This is a genomic window from Halomonas sp. Ps84H-12 (assembly GCF_024124725.1).
In the GTDB taxonomy this organism is placed as follows: domain Bacteria; phylum Pseudomonadota; class Gammaproteobacteria; order Pseudomonadales; family Halomonadaceae; genus Vreelandella; species Vreelandella aquamarina.
Genome location: NZ_JAMXSJ010000004.1, coordinates 48,306 through 62,820, shown reverse-complemented (window position 1 = coordinate 62,820; position 14,515 = coordinate 48,306). Strand labels below are relative to the sequence as shown.

Here is a 14,515-nt window from a genome sequence, read left to right as displayed (position 1 = left end):
CAAGATAATTTGCTTAACAGATATACCACCCTTATTTAGAATTGAGAGCAACCTATAGAGCTGTTTTTTATTCTTTTTTGGAATATGGTGAGCAAGGCTTAGGCCTCGCTGCCCCTGGAGGAGTTAGCATGAGCAAGTTTGCCCTGGAAGAAGTGTTAAGCGTTCACCACTGGAACGATACCCTATTCAGCTTCCGCACCACTCGCGAGCGCAGCCTGCGCTTCAAGAACGGCCAGTTCGTTATGATCGGCCTGGAAGTGGACGGCAAACCGCTGATGCGCGCTTACTCCATCGCCAGCCCCAACTACGAAGATCACCTGGAATTCTTCAGCATCAAGGTGCCGGATGGCCCGCTCACCTCGCGCCTGCAACACCTGAAAGTGGGCGACCAGATCATGGTCAGCCGCAAGCCGACCGGCACACTGGTGTGCGACGACCTGCTGCCGGGCCGCAACCTGTATATGCTCTCGACCGGCACTGGCTTGGCGCCGTTTATGAGCCTAATCCAAGACCCGGAAGTCTACGAGCGCTTTGAAAAAGTGGTGCTGGTACATGGCGTGCGTGAAGTCTCCGAACTGGCCTACGCCGACTTCATCACCAAAGAGCTGCCCGCCCACGAGTACCTGGGCGAAGAGATCGCCGAGAAGCTGGTGTACTACCCCACGGTGACCCGTGAAGAGTTTCACACCATGGGTCGCCTGACCGACCATATTCGCACCGGCAAGCTGTTCGAGGACACCGGCCTACCGCCCATCGACCCGCGCCAAGACCGCGCGATGATTTGCGGCAGCCCGGCGATGCTGGACGACACCAGCGCCCTGCTCGATGAGCTGGGTCTGAACATCTCCCCGCGTATGGGCGAGCCGGGCGACTACGTCATCGAACGCGCCTTCGTTGAGAAGTGAGCCTCGTTCGAAGGGTGAAAGGTGAAGGATGAATAGAAAATCGTAGCCCGTGTCATCGTCGCCTTCTGCACAAAGCCCCTGTGGGTATTATCCACAGGGGCTTTGTCGATTCAGCGCGACTCACTGTTCACGCCTTACCATTCACCGTGGTTAGACAGCGTCTTTACCTGTTTCGCCGGTACGAATACGGATGACCTGCTCAAGGGGCATCACAAAGATTTTACCGTCACCGATTTTGCCGGTATTGGCGACCTGGGTAATCGCGTCGATCACCTGCTCGGCCATATCATCGTCGACGGCGACTTCCAGCTTCACCTTAGGCAGGAAATCCACCACGTACTCCGCGCCACGGTAGAGTTCCGTGTGGCCCTTCTGACGGCCAAACCCTTTTACTTCCGTTACCGTAATGCCCTGCACGCCGATATCCGAGAGCGATTCGCGTACGTCATCAAGCTTGAAGGGCTTGATAATGGCTGAGATCAATTTCATTGCGACATCCTCTAGCTTGGTGGCCTGCTGTCATGCAGACAGCGTTATTAACCGATTGTCATAACCATCGAGGTTAGCGGGGGCGCTCGCATAGCCAAGCCCGTTACCCAGTCGATTAAGCATACACCGCCAAGGGCGGAGAATAAAAAAACCAGTACGTACCTAGCTAATAACAACCAGCATGCAACCTACCTGGGAAGGACAAAAAGGCCTCCCACGGTGGGGAGGCCAAAAGGAGCACGCCAGCTCACATGATTAGCGCAAGCTTATTTCTTAACGCTAAACTCGGGATAGGCTTCCAGACCGCACTCAGCGATATCGACGCCTTCATACTCTTCTTCTTCGCTAACGCGGATACCCATGACCGCTTTCAGCACCAGCCATACCACTAAGCTTGCGATGAAGACCCAGCCAAAGATGCCCACGATACCGATCAACTGTGCACCGAAGGACGCATCGCCATTATTCAGCGGTACTGCCAACACACCCCAGATACCGACCACACCGTGAACCGAGATAGCACCCACAGGGTCATCCAGCTTCAGCTTGTCCAGCGTGATGATGGCAGCGACCACGATCAGGCCACCGATGGCACCAATCAAGGCGGCACCCAGCGCAGAAGGCGACAGCGGGTCTGCGGTAATGGCGACCAGGCCAGCCAGCGCGCCGTTCAGCGCCATGGTGAGGTCCGCCTTGCGGAACCACAGCTTGGCTAGAATAAGCGCGGCGATGACACCACCGGCAGCCGCTGCGTTGGTGTTCACGAACACTTGCGCAACGTTGTTAGCTGAACCGATATCGGACATTTTCAGCTCAGAGCCACCGTTGAAGCCGAACCAGCCCATCCACAGGATGAAGGTACCCAGCGTGGCCAGTGGCATGTTGGCGCCCGGAATCGCGTGGATAGAACCGTCCTTGCCATACTTGCCCTTACGGGGGCCCAGTACCAGCACACCCGCCAACGCTGCTGCTGCACCGGCCATGTGGACGATACCCGAGCCCGCATAGTCAGAGTAGCCAACGCCATCCAGCCAGCCGCCGCCCCAGGTCCAGTAGCCAGACACCGGGTAGATGAAGGCGGTCATGACCACCGCGAAGGCCAGGAAGGCCCACAGCTTCATACGCTCGGCCACGGCACCCGACACGATCGACATCGCCGTTGCGACGAACACGACCTGGAAGAAGAAGTCCGAACGCATGGAGTAGTAAGGTGCATCTTCACCACCGGCCAGCACCGCATCGACGCTGTTCTCGGTACCGATCAGGAACCCAAGGCTAGGCAGGAAACCGCCTTCGCCGCTGGAGTACATGATGTAGTAGCCCACCAGCAGGTACATGGTGCAGGCAATGGCAAACAGCGCAATGTTCTTGGTCAGAATTTCAGCGGTGTTCTTGGAACGTACCATACCGGCCTCGAGCATCGAGAAGCCGGCGGCCATCCACATGACCAGTACGCCGCAAATCAGGAAGTAAAACGTATCGAGCGCATAGCTCAATTCTGTAAGCTCGTTCATCAGGTGTTCCCCGTGATCCAAGAGAAGTTATACGTAGTGGGTCGTCGTTGTGTGGGCAGGCCTATACCGCGTCGGCGCCACGCTCTCCGGTACGAATACGAATGACATCTTCCAGCGGCGTCACGAACACTTTGCCGTCACCGATCTTGCCGCTGTTGGCAGCGCTGCAGATGGCATCCAGCACGCTCTCCAGACGCGCATCGTCCACGGCCACTTCCACTTTCACCTTGGGCAGAAAGTCCACTACGTACTCGGCACCGCGATACAGCTCGGTGTGGCCTTTCTGCCGACCAAATCCCTTGACCTCAGTAACCGTAATCCCCTGCACGCCGTTGTCGGCGAGTGCTTCACGAACGTCGTCAAGCTTGAAAGGCTTGATGATAGCGGTGATGAGTTTCATCCCGGATCTCCCCTGCTGGTTCAGTCCCACTCGGTGGAGAGCGGCGTGGCCGCCCGAATTTAGTGCTTGCCCTGCTAATGCTCATACCGTGCCACTGTATTTTTTATCATTGAAATTCATACCCTTAAGGTTTCAAAAGTGCGCTTTACAGCCACTGGCAAGGCGACTACGCATCCATTCACACCCACCCATGCACTAAAAACGATCACCAATAAAAGCGGCACGCTCTTTTTTGATGCATGCGCACACTGCAGGAGAAAACGCACGCGGGGCATGCGGTTTGGCAAAGGGTTGCGTATCCTTACAGGTAAGCTATCCACATTTATGCGCCACCGTTTGAGGAGAGAGCCATGACGCCCCAGGATCGCATCAGCCGTTTAGCCCAGCAGATAGGCGACCGTTTACAGAATGCTTCCCAGGCCCCGGAAGACATTCAGAAAGGCGTGCAGCAAGTGGTACGAGGCGCCTTCGACCGCCTGGAGCTGGTATCACGAGAAGACTTTGATATCTTGATGGATGTGCTTCAGCGCACGCGCGCGCGTGTCGAAGCGCTGGAGCGTCAGGTGGCCAGCCTGGAAGCCACGGTGGAAGCGGCCAGCGCCGCGCAGCCCCCCCCCATGGAAGCCGAAGTACCGCCAGCCCCCGTTGAGCCTGCCGAGCAAGGCAAGCCCACCCCCGGCAACCCAAGCTGAGGCAACGCTGGGTGGCCTTGGATAGGCACCCAGCGCGCTTATCCGCCTGACCCCTTACGGCTCACTTTGTGACGCATCAAACGCGCGAAGGCATGGCGAAAGCCACCTCATGCACCATGTTGGAGCAGTTACGCCCCTGAGGCGTCTCGCGCTGACGACTTGTGCGACCTCCGCTGTTTCCATTTGCAATTGATAAACAGAATCGTTTAAATAAAGCGCTTATTGTCAGGTGCCCACTTCATGCGCTGCATCCCCCGACTCCCGACCCTGGCCCGCAGCTGCTTGCTCGCGGCAGCCCTGCTGTTCAGCACCGCCAGCCACGCCCAGTGGGCCACTATCGACTGGACCATCGCCGAAACGCTGCTGGCGATTGGCGCTCCGGTCAGCGGTATCGCGCAACAGCCGGGATATCACGATTGGGTAGGCGAGCCGCGTATCCCGGAGCACGTCAGCGACCTTGGCCTACGCACCCAGCCCAACTTCGAGCAGTTGGCCCAATCGCCCCCTGAGCAAACCCTGCTCTCGCCCATGTTTACCGGGCTGATTCCTCGGTTGGAGCGCATCGCGCCGGTGGGCACTTTCGCCCTTTACTCGCCAGGCACCGATACGTGGCAGGAAATGCAGACCCTCACCCGCCAGTTGGGCGAGTTGACCGAACGCAACGCAGAAGCCGACGCGCTGATCGAGAACACCCAGCAGCTGATGCGCGAGCTGCGCTACCCGCCCGGCAACGCATCTCCATTGCTGATGGTGCAGTTCATGGATGCTCGGCATGTGCGGGTATTTGGCGAGAACAGCCTCTACAACGCCGTATTGGAACAGCTGGCGCTGCCCAACGCCTGGGATGAGCCCACCAACGCCTGGGGCTTCGCCTTGGTCGGTATCGAGGCGCTGGCACGCTACCCCGACGCCACCCTGGTCATCGTTGACCCGCTCCCCGCAGGGGTGGAAGCGCAGTTGGAAAAGAGCGGCCTGTGGCAACAATTGCCGAGCGTTCAACATGGCCATCTGCTGCGCCTGCCGCCAGTCTGGAGCTTTGGCGCCCTGCCCTCCGCCCAGCGCTTTGCCCGCGAACTGAGCAGCGCATTGAACGCCCAGGGGGCACATTAACGCTTTACTCGCTGGCCGCTCAGTAGCGCTCAACGCTTGAAATAAAGTAGGCTTAGCCAACGAGCAGACTCATTAAACTGAGTGAGCCAATTGAGAGACGTTGCGAGGGAGCGCCATGACATTAGCGATTGTGGCCACGCGGGCGGGCGTGGGGTTGGAAGCACCGGCGGTGCATGTCGAAGTACATCTGGCGAATGGCTTGCCGGGCCTGACACTGGTAGGCCTACAGCGATTCATAGCGTTAGCTGGTTTACCTTTGAAGACGGCTTCAGCACGTCCCCTGATCCGCGATTAATTAGCCTGGAACCCTTCGAGCCATAAGGGTCGCTAGCAAAAGGCTGGGGTAAACCCGGCCTTTTCACTATTAGCGCATACTCACTCCCGGCCTGGGTCTCCCGCCAAATATGCTTGGTAAAGGTCATCAAACAACATATCGGTATGTTGCAGCAGGGCATCATCGTCGTCACAGCGCTCTTTAGCCCCGGCCAGCATAAGTTTTAACCCCACGGCCTCTGGTACAGGGGTGCCCCCCACGTCCAAGTAGTGTACTAGCTCCGCAATTCTGCTCAAGCCTGCCTGCGTCTCAAGGCTAAAACTCGCGAGCAGCACTTCAAACGTCACCTTGTCATCAATATGGGTGAAATAGGCTCCATCATAATCAAACCCCAGCGCGTCTGGCGGGCACTGGCTTGGATGTTCTAGCCACACGAAGCGAGCCTCAGGATCAATAAAGCGCTTGATCAACCAAGCCGATGCTAGCCTATCCACCCAAGGGCGACGGCGCGTGGCCCACCGTTTTCCACGAAATGCAGAGTGATCAAGCCGTGGGATCTCGGCCTGGATCGGCTGGGGCTCATCTGGCACAAAGCAACGATTGAAGACGGTCTCCGCTTCTGCCAAGGCCATGATAGCGCGCTCGCTTTCTGATCCTGGAAAAAAATCAATCTCCACAATGCTTTGTAAACGTCGCTGCAACTGGGTCAATTGACGCTGCGCGTCTCGCTCCTCCAACTGAGGGCATGCCTGTTTCCAGTCAGCCACTGCCGCCCGTAAGGCCTGAAAATCTGGCGTTCGATCAAAGAGCGAAGGCAATACCTCGACGCTATCTATGGCTGAATCGTCTACCTCGATCAGCAGCGCGTTACCTCCCAGCTCCCGAATAGCGCCGACTTGCAGCTCCAGCGCTTCCCTTCGCGTGGGGCTAGCAGGCAGTAAGTAGACGCCGTCTCTGAGTACCGCAGCACCTAAACCACGAAGTGCCCGCCAGATCCTCATACGGGGTGTGCCCGACCGCCCACTGAGGCGCATGATCAGGATTAACCAGTGTTGTTCGTTATCTGCCATACCGCCTCTTACGTTGCATATATAACCTTACTGTTATACATTCTACAAAATAATACCCTGACTCGTTAGAGAGTGTGCCATGCCGTCCAACATTGAGTCGACCCATCAAGTCCCGTTCCGTGAGGCCGTTAGGGTCTGGTTAAGAATCGCACTATTGAGCTTCGGCGGCCCAGCGGGTCAGATAGCGGTGATGCATCGCATCCTTGTCGAAGAAAAAAAATGGATTGGCGAGCGCCGTTTTCTGCACGCGCTTAACTATTGCATGATGCTGCCGGGGCCAGAAGCGCAGCAGTTGGCTATCTATATCGGTTGGCTGATGCATCGTACCAAAGGTGGTTTAGTCGCGGGCAGCCTCTTTGTGCTACCTGGCTTCATCGCCATTCTAGCCCTGAGCTACCTGTATGCCGCCTTAGGCAATGTGGGAGCCGTTGAGGGACTCTTCTTTGGCCTAAAAGCGGCGGTTCTGGCCGTGGTACTTAACGCTGTCGTCCGTATCGGCAAGCGGGCGCTGAAAAATCAGATAATGCTTGGCATCGCCGCTGCCGCGTTTGTCGCTATCTTCTTTTTTGAGGTGGCGTTTCCGCTGATTATTCTGAGCGCGGCCCTTCTGGGGTACTGGGGAGGAAAGCGCGGCATGCCGGCCTTCCAGGTGGGCGGTGGCCACGGTGATGCCGACGAGTCAGTGCTTAGCGACCGAGACTCTCTACTGGGAGAAGGGCTGCCTGCCCATGCACGCCCCAATCACCAGTGGTCGCTACGCATGTCAGGCACGTTACTCCTATTGTGGCTGACGCCCGTGGTACTGCTATTAGCGCTATTCGGTAGCGAGAATGTGTTCAGTCAGATCGCATTCTTCTTTAGCAAGATGGCGGTGGTGACCTTTGGCGGTGCCTACGCGGTATTGGGCTACGTCACTCAAGAGGCGGTGCAAAACTATGGATGGCTGGCACCGGGCGAGATGCTGGATGGCCTGGGCATGGCGGAGACAACACCGGGCCCATTAATTCAAGTCGTCCAGTTTGTTGGGTTTATGGGCGCTTATCGTGACGCCACAGGCCTTGATCCCATGTTGGCGGCAACGCTCGCCGCACTGCTGACCACATGGGTAACGTTCATTCCTTGTTTCCTTTGGATATTTTTAGGGGCTCCCTATGTGGAGCGTCTACGTGACAACCGCGCCCTAAGCGCTGCGCTGTCCGCCATTACCGCTGCGGTCGTCGGGGTTATCCTCAACCTGGCCATCTGGTTTGGCGTTCACGTTATTTTCGCTGACGTAGGCGAGTGGCACGTGATGGGGGCGCGTATTTTAGCGCCGAATTTAGCGTCTCTTGATCTATTGGCGTTGTTACTGGCGGCAGGCGCCATGGTCGCGATTTTTCATTTCAAGGTGGGCATGCTCAAAGTGCTGGCGGGTTGCGCGCTTCTGGGTATCTTAGCGTCTCTTGTGTTTTTTTAGCCAGCAGTCCCCGCCGGTGACGTTTCCGTCTCATTAGCGTCGTCCTTTATAGTTCGCTGCGCTTACTCTCACACGCTTGGTTGTGAACCCACCTGATCTCCACTAGTATCCCACCTATCCCCCCTGGGGGGATAGGTGGCGTCGCAATGCTCGATAGCGCCTACGCTGAATATGATCTTCTTTCCTTAGGTACGCCCGTCATGCATCACCATCGCCTTGACCAATGGCAACACGATCACACGTTTGGCCAGAATCATAAACGCTCCGGTGAGTCGCGGACGCTCATTGTGGTCGGGCTGACCCTGGCCATGATGGTGTGGGAAATTACGGCGGGGGTGATCTACGGATCAATGGCGCTGCTGGCCGATGGGTTGCACATGGGTTCTCACGCAGTGGCACTGGGCATTGCCGCCTTCGCGTATGCCTATGCTCGGAAGCAGGCTACGAGTGACCGGTTCTCGTTTGGCACCGGAAAGGTCAACGCGCTGGGCGGGTTTACTGGGGCGATACTGCTGGCCGTATTCGCCCTGTACATGGTGATAGAAAGCGTGGGCCGCCTGTTCGATCAGGCCAAATCCACATAAAGTGACGAAGAACCCCCAAAAAGATCTAGTATGATTTAGTTATCGTTGTTATCTGCCGCTAAAAGTAAATGAATTCGTTCAACTTCGCTCATTGAGGCTTTCTGTAAGGCTTTCCAGCTATCCGGTGGGTTGCCACTGCTGAGCATTTTCTGAAAGACAGAGTAAGCATCATGCTTACTGCCGTAAGCGCGTTTTGTGGCGTCATCATTGACCCATGCATAAATAATGATTTTGCTCGCAGCATCGTAGCGAAAGAACAGCCGGTACTGCTGGTAGAACGTTGCTCGTTGCCAATGAGTGTGCTCTGTGCCAAGCGTGTTCCCTTGACGGTAGTGAGTGCCTGATGGATCCTGCGGAATATCATTCAAGGCTAGCTTCATGATCGCTGCTAGGCGCTTGGTGGCCGCCTTGTTGCGATATCCGGCAGGATCTTTCGATTGAAGATGTCTCACTTTCAAGGTGAGTGCTTCGACTTGTTCCAAGAACAACGGATGGGCATAAATCGTCCATCCATTAACCTCCAGAGGCTTCATTCGTCGTCATCATCCTCTTCCAGCGCCTCTTCGAGGTCTACCTCAATACCTGCGGTAAGCCGTTCGGCCTCGGCAAAGCTACTGGCAGTCACCGGGCGAATATTTTCCGGATGCGCCAGAAGATCGCGCTCTAGAAAATTGAGGAAGTTGACCATCACAGGGTCGTGCTTGGCCTCATCACTCGCCCGGGAAAGCACCACTTCTCCATCAGGACGAACGGTATAATGGATACGGTCTCGGCGCTTCAGCTTTAGCGCCCGGCGAATCGATGCCGGAACAGTCGTTTGATAGCGATCCGTCAGAGTTGAGTCGTCTTCGATAAGCGTGCTCACTGTCGCTCTCCGCTTGATAGCAATGCAAAGGTAATGCATACAAAGTAATGCAGGCGCATTACCTCGTCAAGCCATCTCCGCTACTTGAACCAGTTGCTTAAGCGCTACCAAAGCCTTCTTAATTACGTTAGGTTAAATACTTAAGCTAATATAGCTTTATCCTACATTGGAGTAAGTGACAACAGCAGAGGAAAGGCGATGACGCTAGCCATTGTCGCCACGCGGGCAGGCGTGGGGTTGGAAGCACCGGCGGTGCATGTAGAGGTTCATTTAGCCAACGGTTTGCCGGGGTTAACCCTGGTGGGCTTACCGGAAACCGCCGTGAAAGAGAGCCGCGAACGGGTGCGCAGCGCCTTGATCAACGCGGGCTTTGACTTCCCCAACACCAAGCGCATTACCCTCAACCTCGCCCCGGCGGACCTGCCCAAAGAGGGTGGCCGTTTCGATTTGCCGATTGCGCTGGGCATTCTCGCGGCATCGGGCCAAATCCCGGTGGATGCGCTGGAAGGCATGGAGTGCGCAGGTGAGCTGGCCCTGGATGGCAAGCTGCGGGCGGTACCCGGTGTGCTGCCGTTTGCGCTGGCCACCCGGCGCGCCAACAAAGCGCTGATCGTGCCCCGCGCCTGCGCCGATGAAGCCGCCCTGGCGGGCGATTTGCCGGTGCTGCCCGCCGACTCTCTCTGGCAAGTGGTGGCTCACTTACTGGGCCAGGAGAAAATTCCGCCCCACCAGCTCTCCGCCTCCGTCAAATCTACCGCCCCGGTGGCGGACTTAGCCGACGTTCGCGGCCAGCATCAGGCGCGCCGGGCGTTAGAGGTCGCTGCTGCAGGAGGCCATAACCTATTGCTCGCAGGCCCACCCGGCACCGGAAAAACCATGCTCGCCAGCCGCTTGCCCGGCATTCTGCCGCCGCTTTCCGAGGACGACGCCCTGGAGGTGGCGGCGGTGCGTTCGGTATGTGGCTTGCCACTGGAAGCCGACTGGGGCCAACGGCCCTTCCGCCAACCCCACCACAGCGCTAGCGCCGCCGCACTGGTCGGCGGCGGCTCCAAACCCAAACCGGGTGAAATATCGCTTGCGCACCACGGCGTGCTGTTTTTGGATGAGCTGCCAGAGTTCTCCCGCAACGTACTGGAGGTCCTTCGGCAACCCCTAGAAACAGGGGAAATTCATCTGTCTCGCGCCAGCCATGAGCGCCGATATCCCGCTCAATTTCAGCTCGTTGCCGCGATGAACCCTTGCCCCTGCGGGCACCTGGGCGACCCACGCCAACGCTGCCAGTGCAGTGCCAGCCAAATTCAGCGCTATCAGGCACGCCTCTCTGGCCCGCTGTTGGATCGTATTGATCTGCAAGTGGAAGTGCCCGCGCTGCCCCCGGAGCAACTCACCGCACAAACCCAGGGCGAGCCCTCCAGCGCGGTGCGCGAGCGAGTGATGGCGGCCCGGGAGCGGCAAATGGCTCGGGGCGCGCTCAACAGCCAGCTCAGCGGTAAAGCGCTGGAAGCCGCCTGCGCCCTTAATGATGAAGAGCGCGCCTGGCTGGCAGGCGTGCTGGAAAAGCTCAAGCTCTCCGCCCGCGCCTACCACCGCGTGCTACGCGTGGCGCTGACGCTGGCTGACTTACAGGGCGAACCCAAGCCCTCCCAGCCGCACTTTATCGAAGCCATCGGCTACCGGCAGTTGGATCGGCTATTGAAGGGAGCTTAATGCACGTTCTCGATAAAGCGATCGAGCGCTTCAAACAGCACTTGGCGAATCGGCTCGGCTTCGTTCACCAAGTGGTGGCGCGCCTCCGGGTGGCGGTGAATCTCCGCGTTGGGGAATTTTTCCGCCAGGATGGCCAGGTTCCACTCCCAATCCACGGTGAGGTCCTGCTCGCCCTGCAGAATCAGCGTGGGCAGTGGGTTGGGCTCAAGCGCTAACAGGCGCGGCATCCAACGGCGCATGGCGGTGATCCAGGCCACGCTCAAGCGCTCGGGCTGTAGCGGGTCCTGGTCGCGTAGAAAGGCGGTGAACGCTTCATCGGTGGAGTTGGGACGATACTTGCGCGGCAGCTCTTTGACAAAGGGGCTGGCGATTAAATGCAGCCAGCTGGCTTGGCTCCAGCGCCAAGGGCGCACCAGCGGAGCCAGCAGCACGATACCGGCCCAATGGGCGGCTTCTCGGCGGGTGAGCGCGTCGGTGGCGAGAATCGCCGCGCCGGTGCTTTGGCCAACGCCCAGCCACGGTTCCGGTGCCATGCCGAGGGTTTGCAGCGCCTCTTGCAGATGCACCAAGCAGTGCTGGTAGTCATCGAAGTCCTCAATTTCCGCCCGGGGGCCGCTGGAAAGCCCGTGGCCGGGCAAATCCCACAGCACCACGCGCCAGCCTTTGGCCAGCAGGCAACTGAGCAGGTGGCGGTACAGTCCCAGATGATCGAAATAGCCATGAATCACGAACGCGGTGCCGGTGGGCGCAGGTGGGCTCCACACTTGGCACCACAGCGCGAACCGTCCGGTATCGACAAATCCGGCATGCACTTCGCTAGCGTCGTTGAGCAGCGCCTCTAAGCCGTAGTGGCGAAAGTAGTCATGCACAGCGTCCGTTAGCGCGTCGCCTGGCGTCAAGCGGGAGAGCGACGACTCCCCTTGCGCCTGCCGAAACAGACCTTCCAAGTGTTGGAAATTATGCATTAACGTCTCTCCGTGAACACCACACTTCCATGGACTGAGTAACAGCACAAAATAACAGTGGCGGTGCCGCCCGCTCTTATCATTTGGTCGAGCATTTTAACGCTTTAGGGTCTACGCTGTTTACATGCCAACGCAGGTGTGGAAGTATTTTCCATAAATCACCCTTCACCCGAACCGTGGCACTAGAACAATCCACGGGCACCTTCACAGGAGATCCCCATGAGCGAGCGTATCACGCGTCACCGTTTACAGGTGGCAGCCGACCTAGATCGTTTCATCAACGAGCAGGCTCTGCCGGGCACCGGCGTCGACGAAAGCGCCTTCTGGGCCGGTGTCGATGCCCTGTTCCACGATTTGACCCCGAAAAACCGCCAACTGCTTGAAGAGCGCGACGCGCTGCAAGAGAAGCTGGACGCTTGGCACCGGGAAAACCCCGGTCCGGTTCGTGATATGCCCGCCTACCGCAGCTTCTTAAAAGAGATCGGCTACCTGGCCGATGCACCGTCCAGCGTAAAAGCCACCACCGCTAACGTCGACCGTGAAGTGGCGATTCAAGCCGGCCCGCAGCTGGTCGTACCGGTGAGCAACGCCCGCTACGCCCTGAACGCGGCCAACGCCCGCTGGGGCAGCCTGTATGACGCGCTGTATGGCACCGATGCCATCTCCGAAGAGGACGGCGCGGAAAAAGGCACCAGCTTCAACCCGAAACGCGGCGAAAAAGTCATCGCTTACGCCCGTGGCGTGCTGGACCGTGCCGCCCCGCTGGCCACTGGCTCTCACCGGGATGCCGTGAAGTACGCCATCCGCGACGGCCACTTGGTCGTCAGTCTGGAAGGCGGCCGTGAAACCGGCCTAAAAGACGCTGGCAAGCTGATTGGTTTTAACGGTGATGCTTCCGCCCCCGAATCGATTCTGCTGGCCAACAACGGTCTGCATCTGGAAATCCAGATCGATGCCAACCATTCGATCGGCAAGACAGATCCGGCGCACGTCAAAGACGTCGTGGTTGAAGCCGCGCTGACCGCCATCATGGACTGCGAAGACTCCGTTGCGGCGGTAGACTCCGAAGACAAGGTCGGCGTGTACAGCAACTGGCTCGGCCTGATGAAGGGCGATCTGGAAGAGAACATCGAAAAAGGCGGCAAAACCTTCACCCGTAAGCTGCACGCCGACCGCACTTGGCAAACCACTGACGGCAACACCGTCACACTGCCGGGTCGTTCGCTGATGTTCGTGCGCAACGTGGGTCATCTGATGACCACGCCTGCGGTGCTGGACGAAAACGGCAACGAGCTGCCGGAAGGCATTCTGGACGCGGTAGTCACCTCGCTGCTGGCCCTGCACGACCTGAAGAAAGACGCCGACCAACCGCGCAACTCCCGCGCAGGCTCGGTGTATATCGTCAAGCCGAAGATGCACGGCCCTAAAGAAGTCGCCTTCGCCAACGAGCTATTTGGCCGCGTCGAAGACATTCTGGGCATGAGCCGTGACACCCTGAAAATGGGCATCATGGACGAAGAGCGTCGCACCACGGTGAACCTCAAGGCGTGTATTGCCGAAGCGACCTCACGCGTAGTCTTCATCAACACCGGCTTCCTGGACCGCACCGGCGATGAGATGCACACCGCCATGGAAGCAGGCCCGATGGTTCGCAAAGGCGATATGAAGAGCGCTGCGTGGATCACTGCCTACGAGAAAAACAACGTGCAGGTCGGTTTGGCCTGTGGCCTGCGCGGCCGCGCCCAGATTGGTAAAGGCATGTGGGCCATGCCCGATTTGATGCACAACATGCTGGAGCAGAAGATTGGCCACCCGAAAGCCGGTGCCAACACTGCGTGGGTACCTTCCCCCACGGCGGCTACCCTGCACGCCCTGCACTACCATCAGGTAAACGTGGCCGACGTTCAGCGCGAGCTGGAAGCCCAGGGCGAGCCGGACTTCCTGGACGACCTGCTCACCGTGCCGGTAGCGGAAAACGCCAACTGGTCAGAGGAAGAGATTCAGCAAGAGCTGGATAACAACTGCCAGGGCATTCTGGGTTACGTGGTGCGCTGGGTGGAACACGGCGTCGGCTGCTCGAAAGTGCCGGATATTCACAACGTCGGCCTGATGGAAGACCGCGCCACGTTGCGTATCTCCAGCCAGCACATTGCCAACTGGCTGCATCATGGCATCGTCGATGCGCCCCGCGTTGAGGAGACCCTCAAGCGCATGGCGAAAGTGGTTGATGAGCAGAACGCTGGCGACCCCACGTACACCGCCATGAGCGCCGACTTTGAAGGCTCTACCGCCTTTAAAGCGGCCTCAGACCTCATCTTCAAGGGCCGTGAACAGCCTTCTGGCTACACCGAACCACTCCTGCACGCGTGGCGTCAGGTGCACAAATCGAAGTAAACGCTTCGCGCTGACTAGACAATAGTCGCTAAAAGCCCCTCATGGTCTCGCACCTTGAGGGGCTTTTGTTTAGCTTAATAACATGCTTAC

At 58.2% G+C, this 14,515-nt stretch carries 15 protein-coding genes; 8 read left to right on the top strand and 7 right to left on the bottom strand.

Annotated elements, in window-relative coordinates:
* Positions 1 to 128 precede the first annotated feature (128 nt).
* Complete coding sequence (locus tag NH344_RS02950) at positions 129 to 905, top strand: ferredoxin--NADP reductase (RefSeq protein WP_044629891.1); 777 nt, start codon at positions 129 to 131, stop codon at positions 903 to 905.
* A gap of 150 nt (positions 906 to 1,055) precedes the next feature.
* Here NH344_RS02950 and glnK read toward each other — a convergent pair whose 3' ends face one another.
* The 3 genes from glnK to NH344_RS02935 all read right to left on the bottom strand — a co-directional run bounded on the left by glnK (position 1,056) and on the right by NH344_RS02935 (position 3,308).
* Complete coding sequence (glnK, locus tag NH344_RS02945; RefSeq protein ID WP_009098335.1) at positions 1,056 to 1,394, bottom strand: P-II family nitrogen regulator; 339 nt, start codon at positions 1,392 to 1,394, stop codon at positions 1,056 to 1,058.
* 266 nt (positions 1,395 to 1,660) lie between these two features.
* Positions 1,661 to 2,908, bottom strand: a complete 1,248-nt coding sequence (locus tag NH344_RS02940) for an ammonium transporter (protein ID WP_228168777.1) — start codon at positions 2,906 to 2,908, stop codon at positions 1,661 to 1,663.
* 61 nt (positions 2,909 to 2,969) lie between these two features.
* Entirely contained in the window at positions 2,970 to 3,308 is a 339-nt protein-coding gene (locus NH344_RS02935; RefSeq protein WP_007112359.1) for a P-II family nitrogen regulator, read from the bottom strand.
* 350 nt (positions 3,309 to 3,658) lie between these two features.
* On the opposite strand from NH344_RS02935, the gene NH344_RS02930 reads away from it, so the two are divergent.
* The 3 genes from NH344_RS02930 to NH344_RS18325 all read left to right on the top strand — a co-directional run bounded on the left by NH344_RS02930 (position 3,659) and on the right by NH344_RS18325 (position 5,405).
* Positions 3,659 to 4,000 carry an accessory factor UbiK family protein gene (locus NH344_RS02930; protein ID WP_228168776.1) on the top strand — a complete coding sequence of 114 codons (342 nt, stop codon included), beginning with the start codon at positions 3,659 to 3,661 and terminating at the stop codon, positions 3,998 to 4,000.
* 240 nt (positions 4,001 to 4,240) lie between these two features.
* Positions 4,241 to 5,110: an ABC transporter substrate-binding protein gene (locus NH344_RS02925; RefSeq protein ID WP_062359214.1), complete on the top strand. Its 870-nt coding sequence runs from the start codon at positions 4,241 to 4,243 to the stop codon at positions 5,108 to 5,110.
* A 115-nt stretch (positions 5,111 to 5,225) separates the two neighbouring features.
* Complete coding sequence (locus NH344_RS18325) at positions 5,226 to 5,405, top strand: hypothetical protein (protein ID WP_062359215.1); 180 nt, start codon at positions 5,226 to 5,228, stop codon at positions 5,403 to 5,405.
* Between the two features lie 80 nt (positions 5,406 to 5,485).
* Here the strand turns inward: NH344_RS18325 and NH344_RS02915 are convergent, their stop codons facing one another.
* A complete protein-coding gene (locus tag NH344_RS02915) occupies positions 5,486 to 6,454 on the bottom strand; it encodes a chromate resistance protein ChrB domain-containing protein (RefSeq protein ID WP_062359216.1) in 969 nt (322 codons plus the stop codon).
* 79 nt (positions 6,455 to 6,533) lie between these two features.
* Here NH344_RS02915 and chrA point away from each other — a divergent pair, with 79 nt between their 5' ends.
* The gene (gene chrA, locus NH344_RS02910) at positions 6,534 to 7,910 is read left to right on the top strand and encodes a chromate efflux transporter (RefSeq protein WP_062359217.1); all 1,377 of its coding nucleotides are present in this window, start codon (positions 6,534 to 6,536) and stop codon (positions 7,908 to 7,910) included.
* A gap of 146 nt (positions 7,911 to 8,056) precedes the next feature.
* The gene (locus NH344_RS02905) at positions 8,057 to 8,494 is read left to right on the top strand and encodes a cation diffusion facilitator family transporter (RefSeq protein WP_228168775.1); all 438 of its coding nucleotides are present in this window, start codon (positions 8,057 to 8,059) and stop codon (positions 8,492 to 8,494) included.
* Positions 8,495 to 8,529: 35 nt separating this feature from the next.
* Here the strand turns inward: NH344_RS02905 and NH344_RS02900 are convergent, their stop codons facing one another.
* Positions 8,530 to 9,027, bottom strand: coding sequence for a type II toxin-antitoxin system YhaV family toxin (locus NH344_RS02900; RefSeq protein WP_253027515.1), 498 nt, complete (start codon positions 9,025 to 9,027; stop codon positions 8,530 to 8,532).
* A complete protein-coding gene (locus tag NH344_RS02895) occupies positions 9,024 to 9,359 on the bottom strand; it encodes a type II toxin-antitoxin system PrlF family antitoxin (RefSeq protein ID WP_137093994.1) in 336 nt (111 codons plus the stop codon). Before NH344_RS02895 ends, NH344_RS02900 begins: the two co-directional genes overlap by 4 nt.
* Before the next feature lie 198 nt (positions 9,360 to 9,557).
* Here NH344_RS02895 and NH344_RS02890 point away from each other — a divergent pair, with 198 nt between their 5' ends.
* Positions 9,558 to 11,066: a YifB family Mg chelatase-like AAA ATPase gene (locus NH344_RS02890; protein WP_137093991.1), complete on the top strand. Its 1,509-nt coding sequence runs from the start codon at positions 9,558 to 9,560 to the stop codon at positions 11,064 to 11,066.
* Here the strand turns inward: NH344_RS02890 and NH344_RS02885 are convergent.
* The gene (locus tag NH344_RS02885) at positions 11,063 to 12,031 is read right to left on the bottom strand and encodes an alpha/beta hydrolase (RefSeq protein ID WP_172416676.1); all 969 of its coding nucleotides are present in this window, start codon (positions 12,029 to 12,031) and stop codon (positions 11,063 to 11,065) included. The genes NH344_RS02890 and NH344_RS02885 overlap by 4 nt on opposite strands.
* A 219-nt stretch (positions 12,032 to 12,250) precedes the next feature.
* Here NH344_RS02885 and NH344_RS02880 point away from each other — a divergent pair, with 219 nt between their 5' ends.
* Complete coding sequence (locus tag NH344_RS02880; protein ID WP_253027514.1) at positions 12,251 to 14,425, top strand: malate synthase G; 2,175 nt, start codon at positions 12,251 to 12,253, stop codon at positions 14,423 to 14,425.
* Positions 14,426 to 14,515: the final 90 nt, after the last annotated feature.

Excerpts from the sequence above, each read along its gene's own strand:
- NH344_RS02950 (WP_044629891.1), top strand. The coding sequence starts at position 129 with ATGAGCAAGTTTGCCCTGGAAGAAGTGTTAAGCGTTCACCACTGGAAC.
- glnK (WP_009098335.1), bottom strand. The coding sequence starts at position 1,394 with ATGAAATTGATCTCAGCCATTATCAAGCCCTTCAAGCTTGATGACGTA.
- NH344_RS02940 (WP_228168777.1), bottom strand. The coding sequence starts at position 2,908 with ATGAACGAGCTTACAGAATTGAGCTATGCGCTCGATACGTTTTACTTC.
- NH344_RS02935 (WP_007112359.1), bottom strand. The coding sequence starts at position 3,308 with ATGAAACTCATCACCGCTATCATCAAGCCTTTCAAGCTTGACGACGTT.
- NH344_RS02930 (WP_228168776.1), top strand. The coding sequence starts at position 3,659 with ATGACGCCCCAGGATCGCATCAGCCGTTTAGCCCAGCAGATAGGCGAC.
- NH344_RS02925 (WP_062359214.1), top strand. The coding sequence starts at position 4,241 with ATGCGCTGCATCCCCCGACTCCCGACCCTGGCCCGCAGCTGCTTGCTC.
- NH344_RS18325 (WP_062359215.1), top strand. The coding sequence starts at position 5,226 with ATGACATTAGCGATTGTGGCCACGCGGGCGGGCGTGGGGTTGGAAGCA.
- NH344_RS02915 (WP_062359216.1), bottom strand. The coding sequence starts at position 6,454 with ATGGCAGATAACGAACAACACTGGTTAATCCTGATCATGCGCCTCAGT.
- chrA (WP_062359217.1), top strand. The coding sequence starts at position 6,534 with ATGCCGTCCAACATTGAGTCGACCCATCAAGTCCCGTTCCGTGAGGCC.
- NH344_RS02905 (WP_228168775.1), top strand. The coding sequence starts at position 8,057 with ATGCTCGATAGCGCCTACGCTGAATATGATCTTCTTTCCTTAGGTACG.
- NH344_RS02900 (WP_253027515.1), bottom strand. The coding sequence starts at position 9,027 with ATGAAGCCTCTGGAGGTTAATGGATGGACGATTTATGCCCATCCGTTG.
- NH344_RS02890 (WP_137093991.1), top strand. The coding sequence starts at position 9,558 with ATGACGCTAGCCATTGTCGCCACGCGGGCAGGCGTGGGGTTGGAAGCA.
- NH344_RS02885 (WP_172416676.1), bottom strand. The coding sequence starts at position 12,031 with ATGCATAATTTCCAACACTTGGAAGGTCTGTTTCGGCAGGCGCAAGGG.
- NH344_RS02880 (WP_253027514.1), top strand. The coding sequence starts at position 12,251 with ATGAGCGAGCGTATCACGCGTCACCGTTTACAGGTGGCAGCCGACCTA.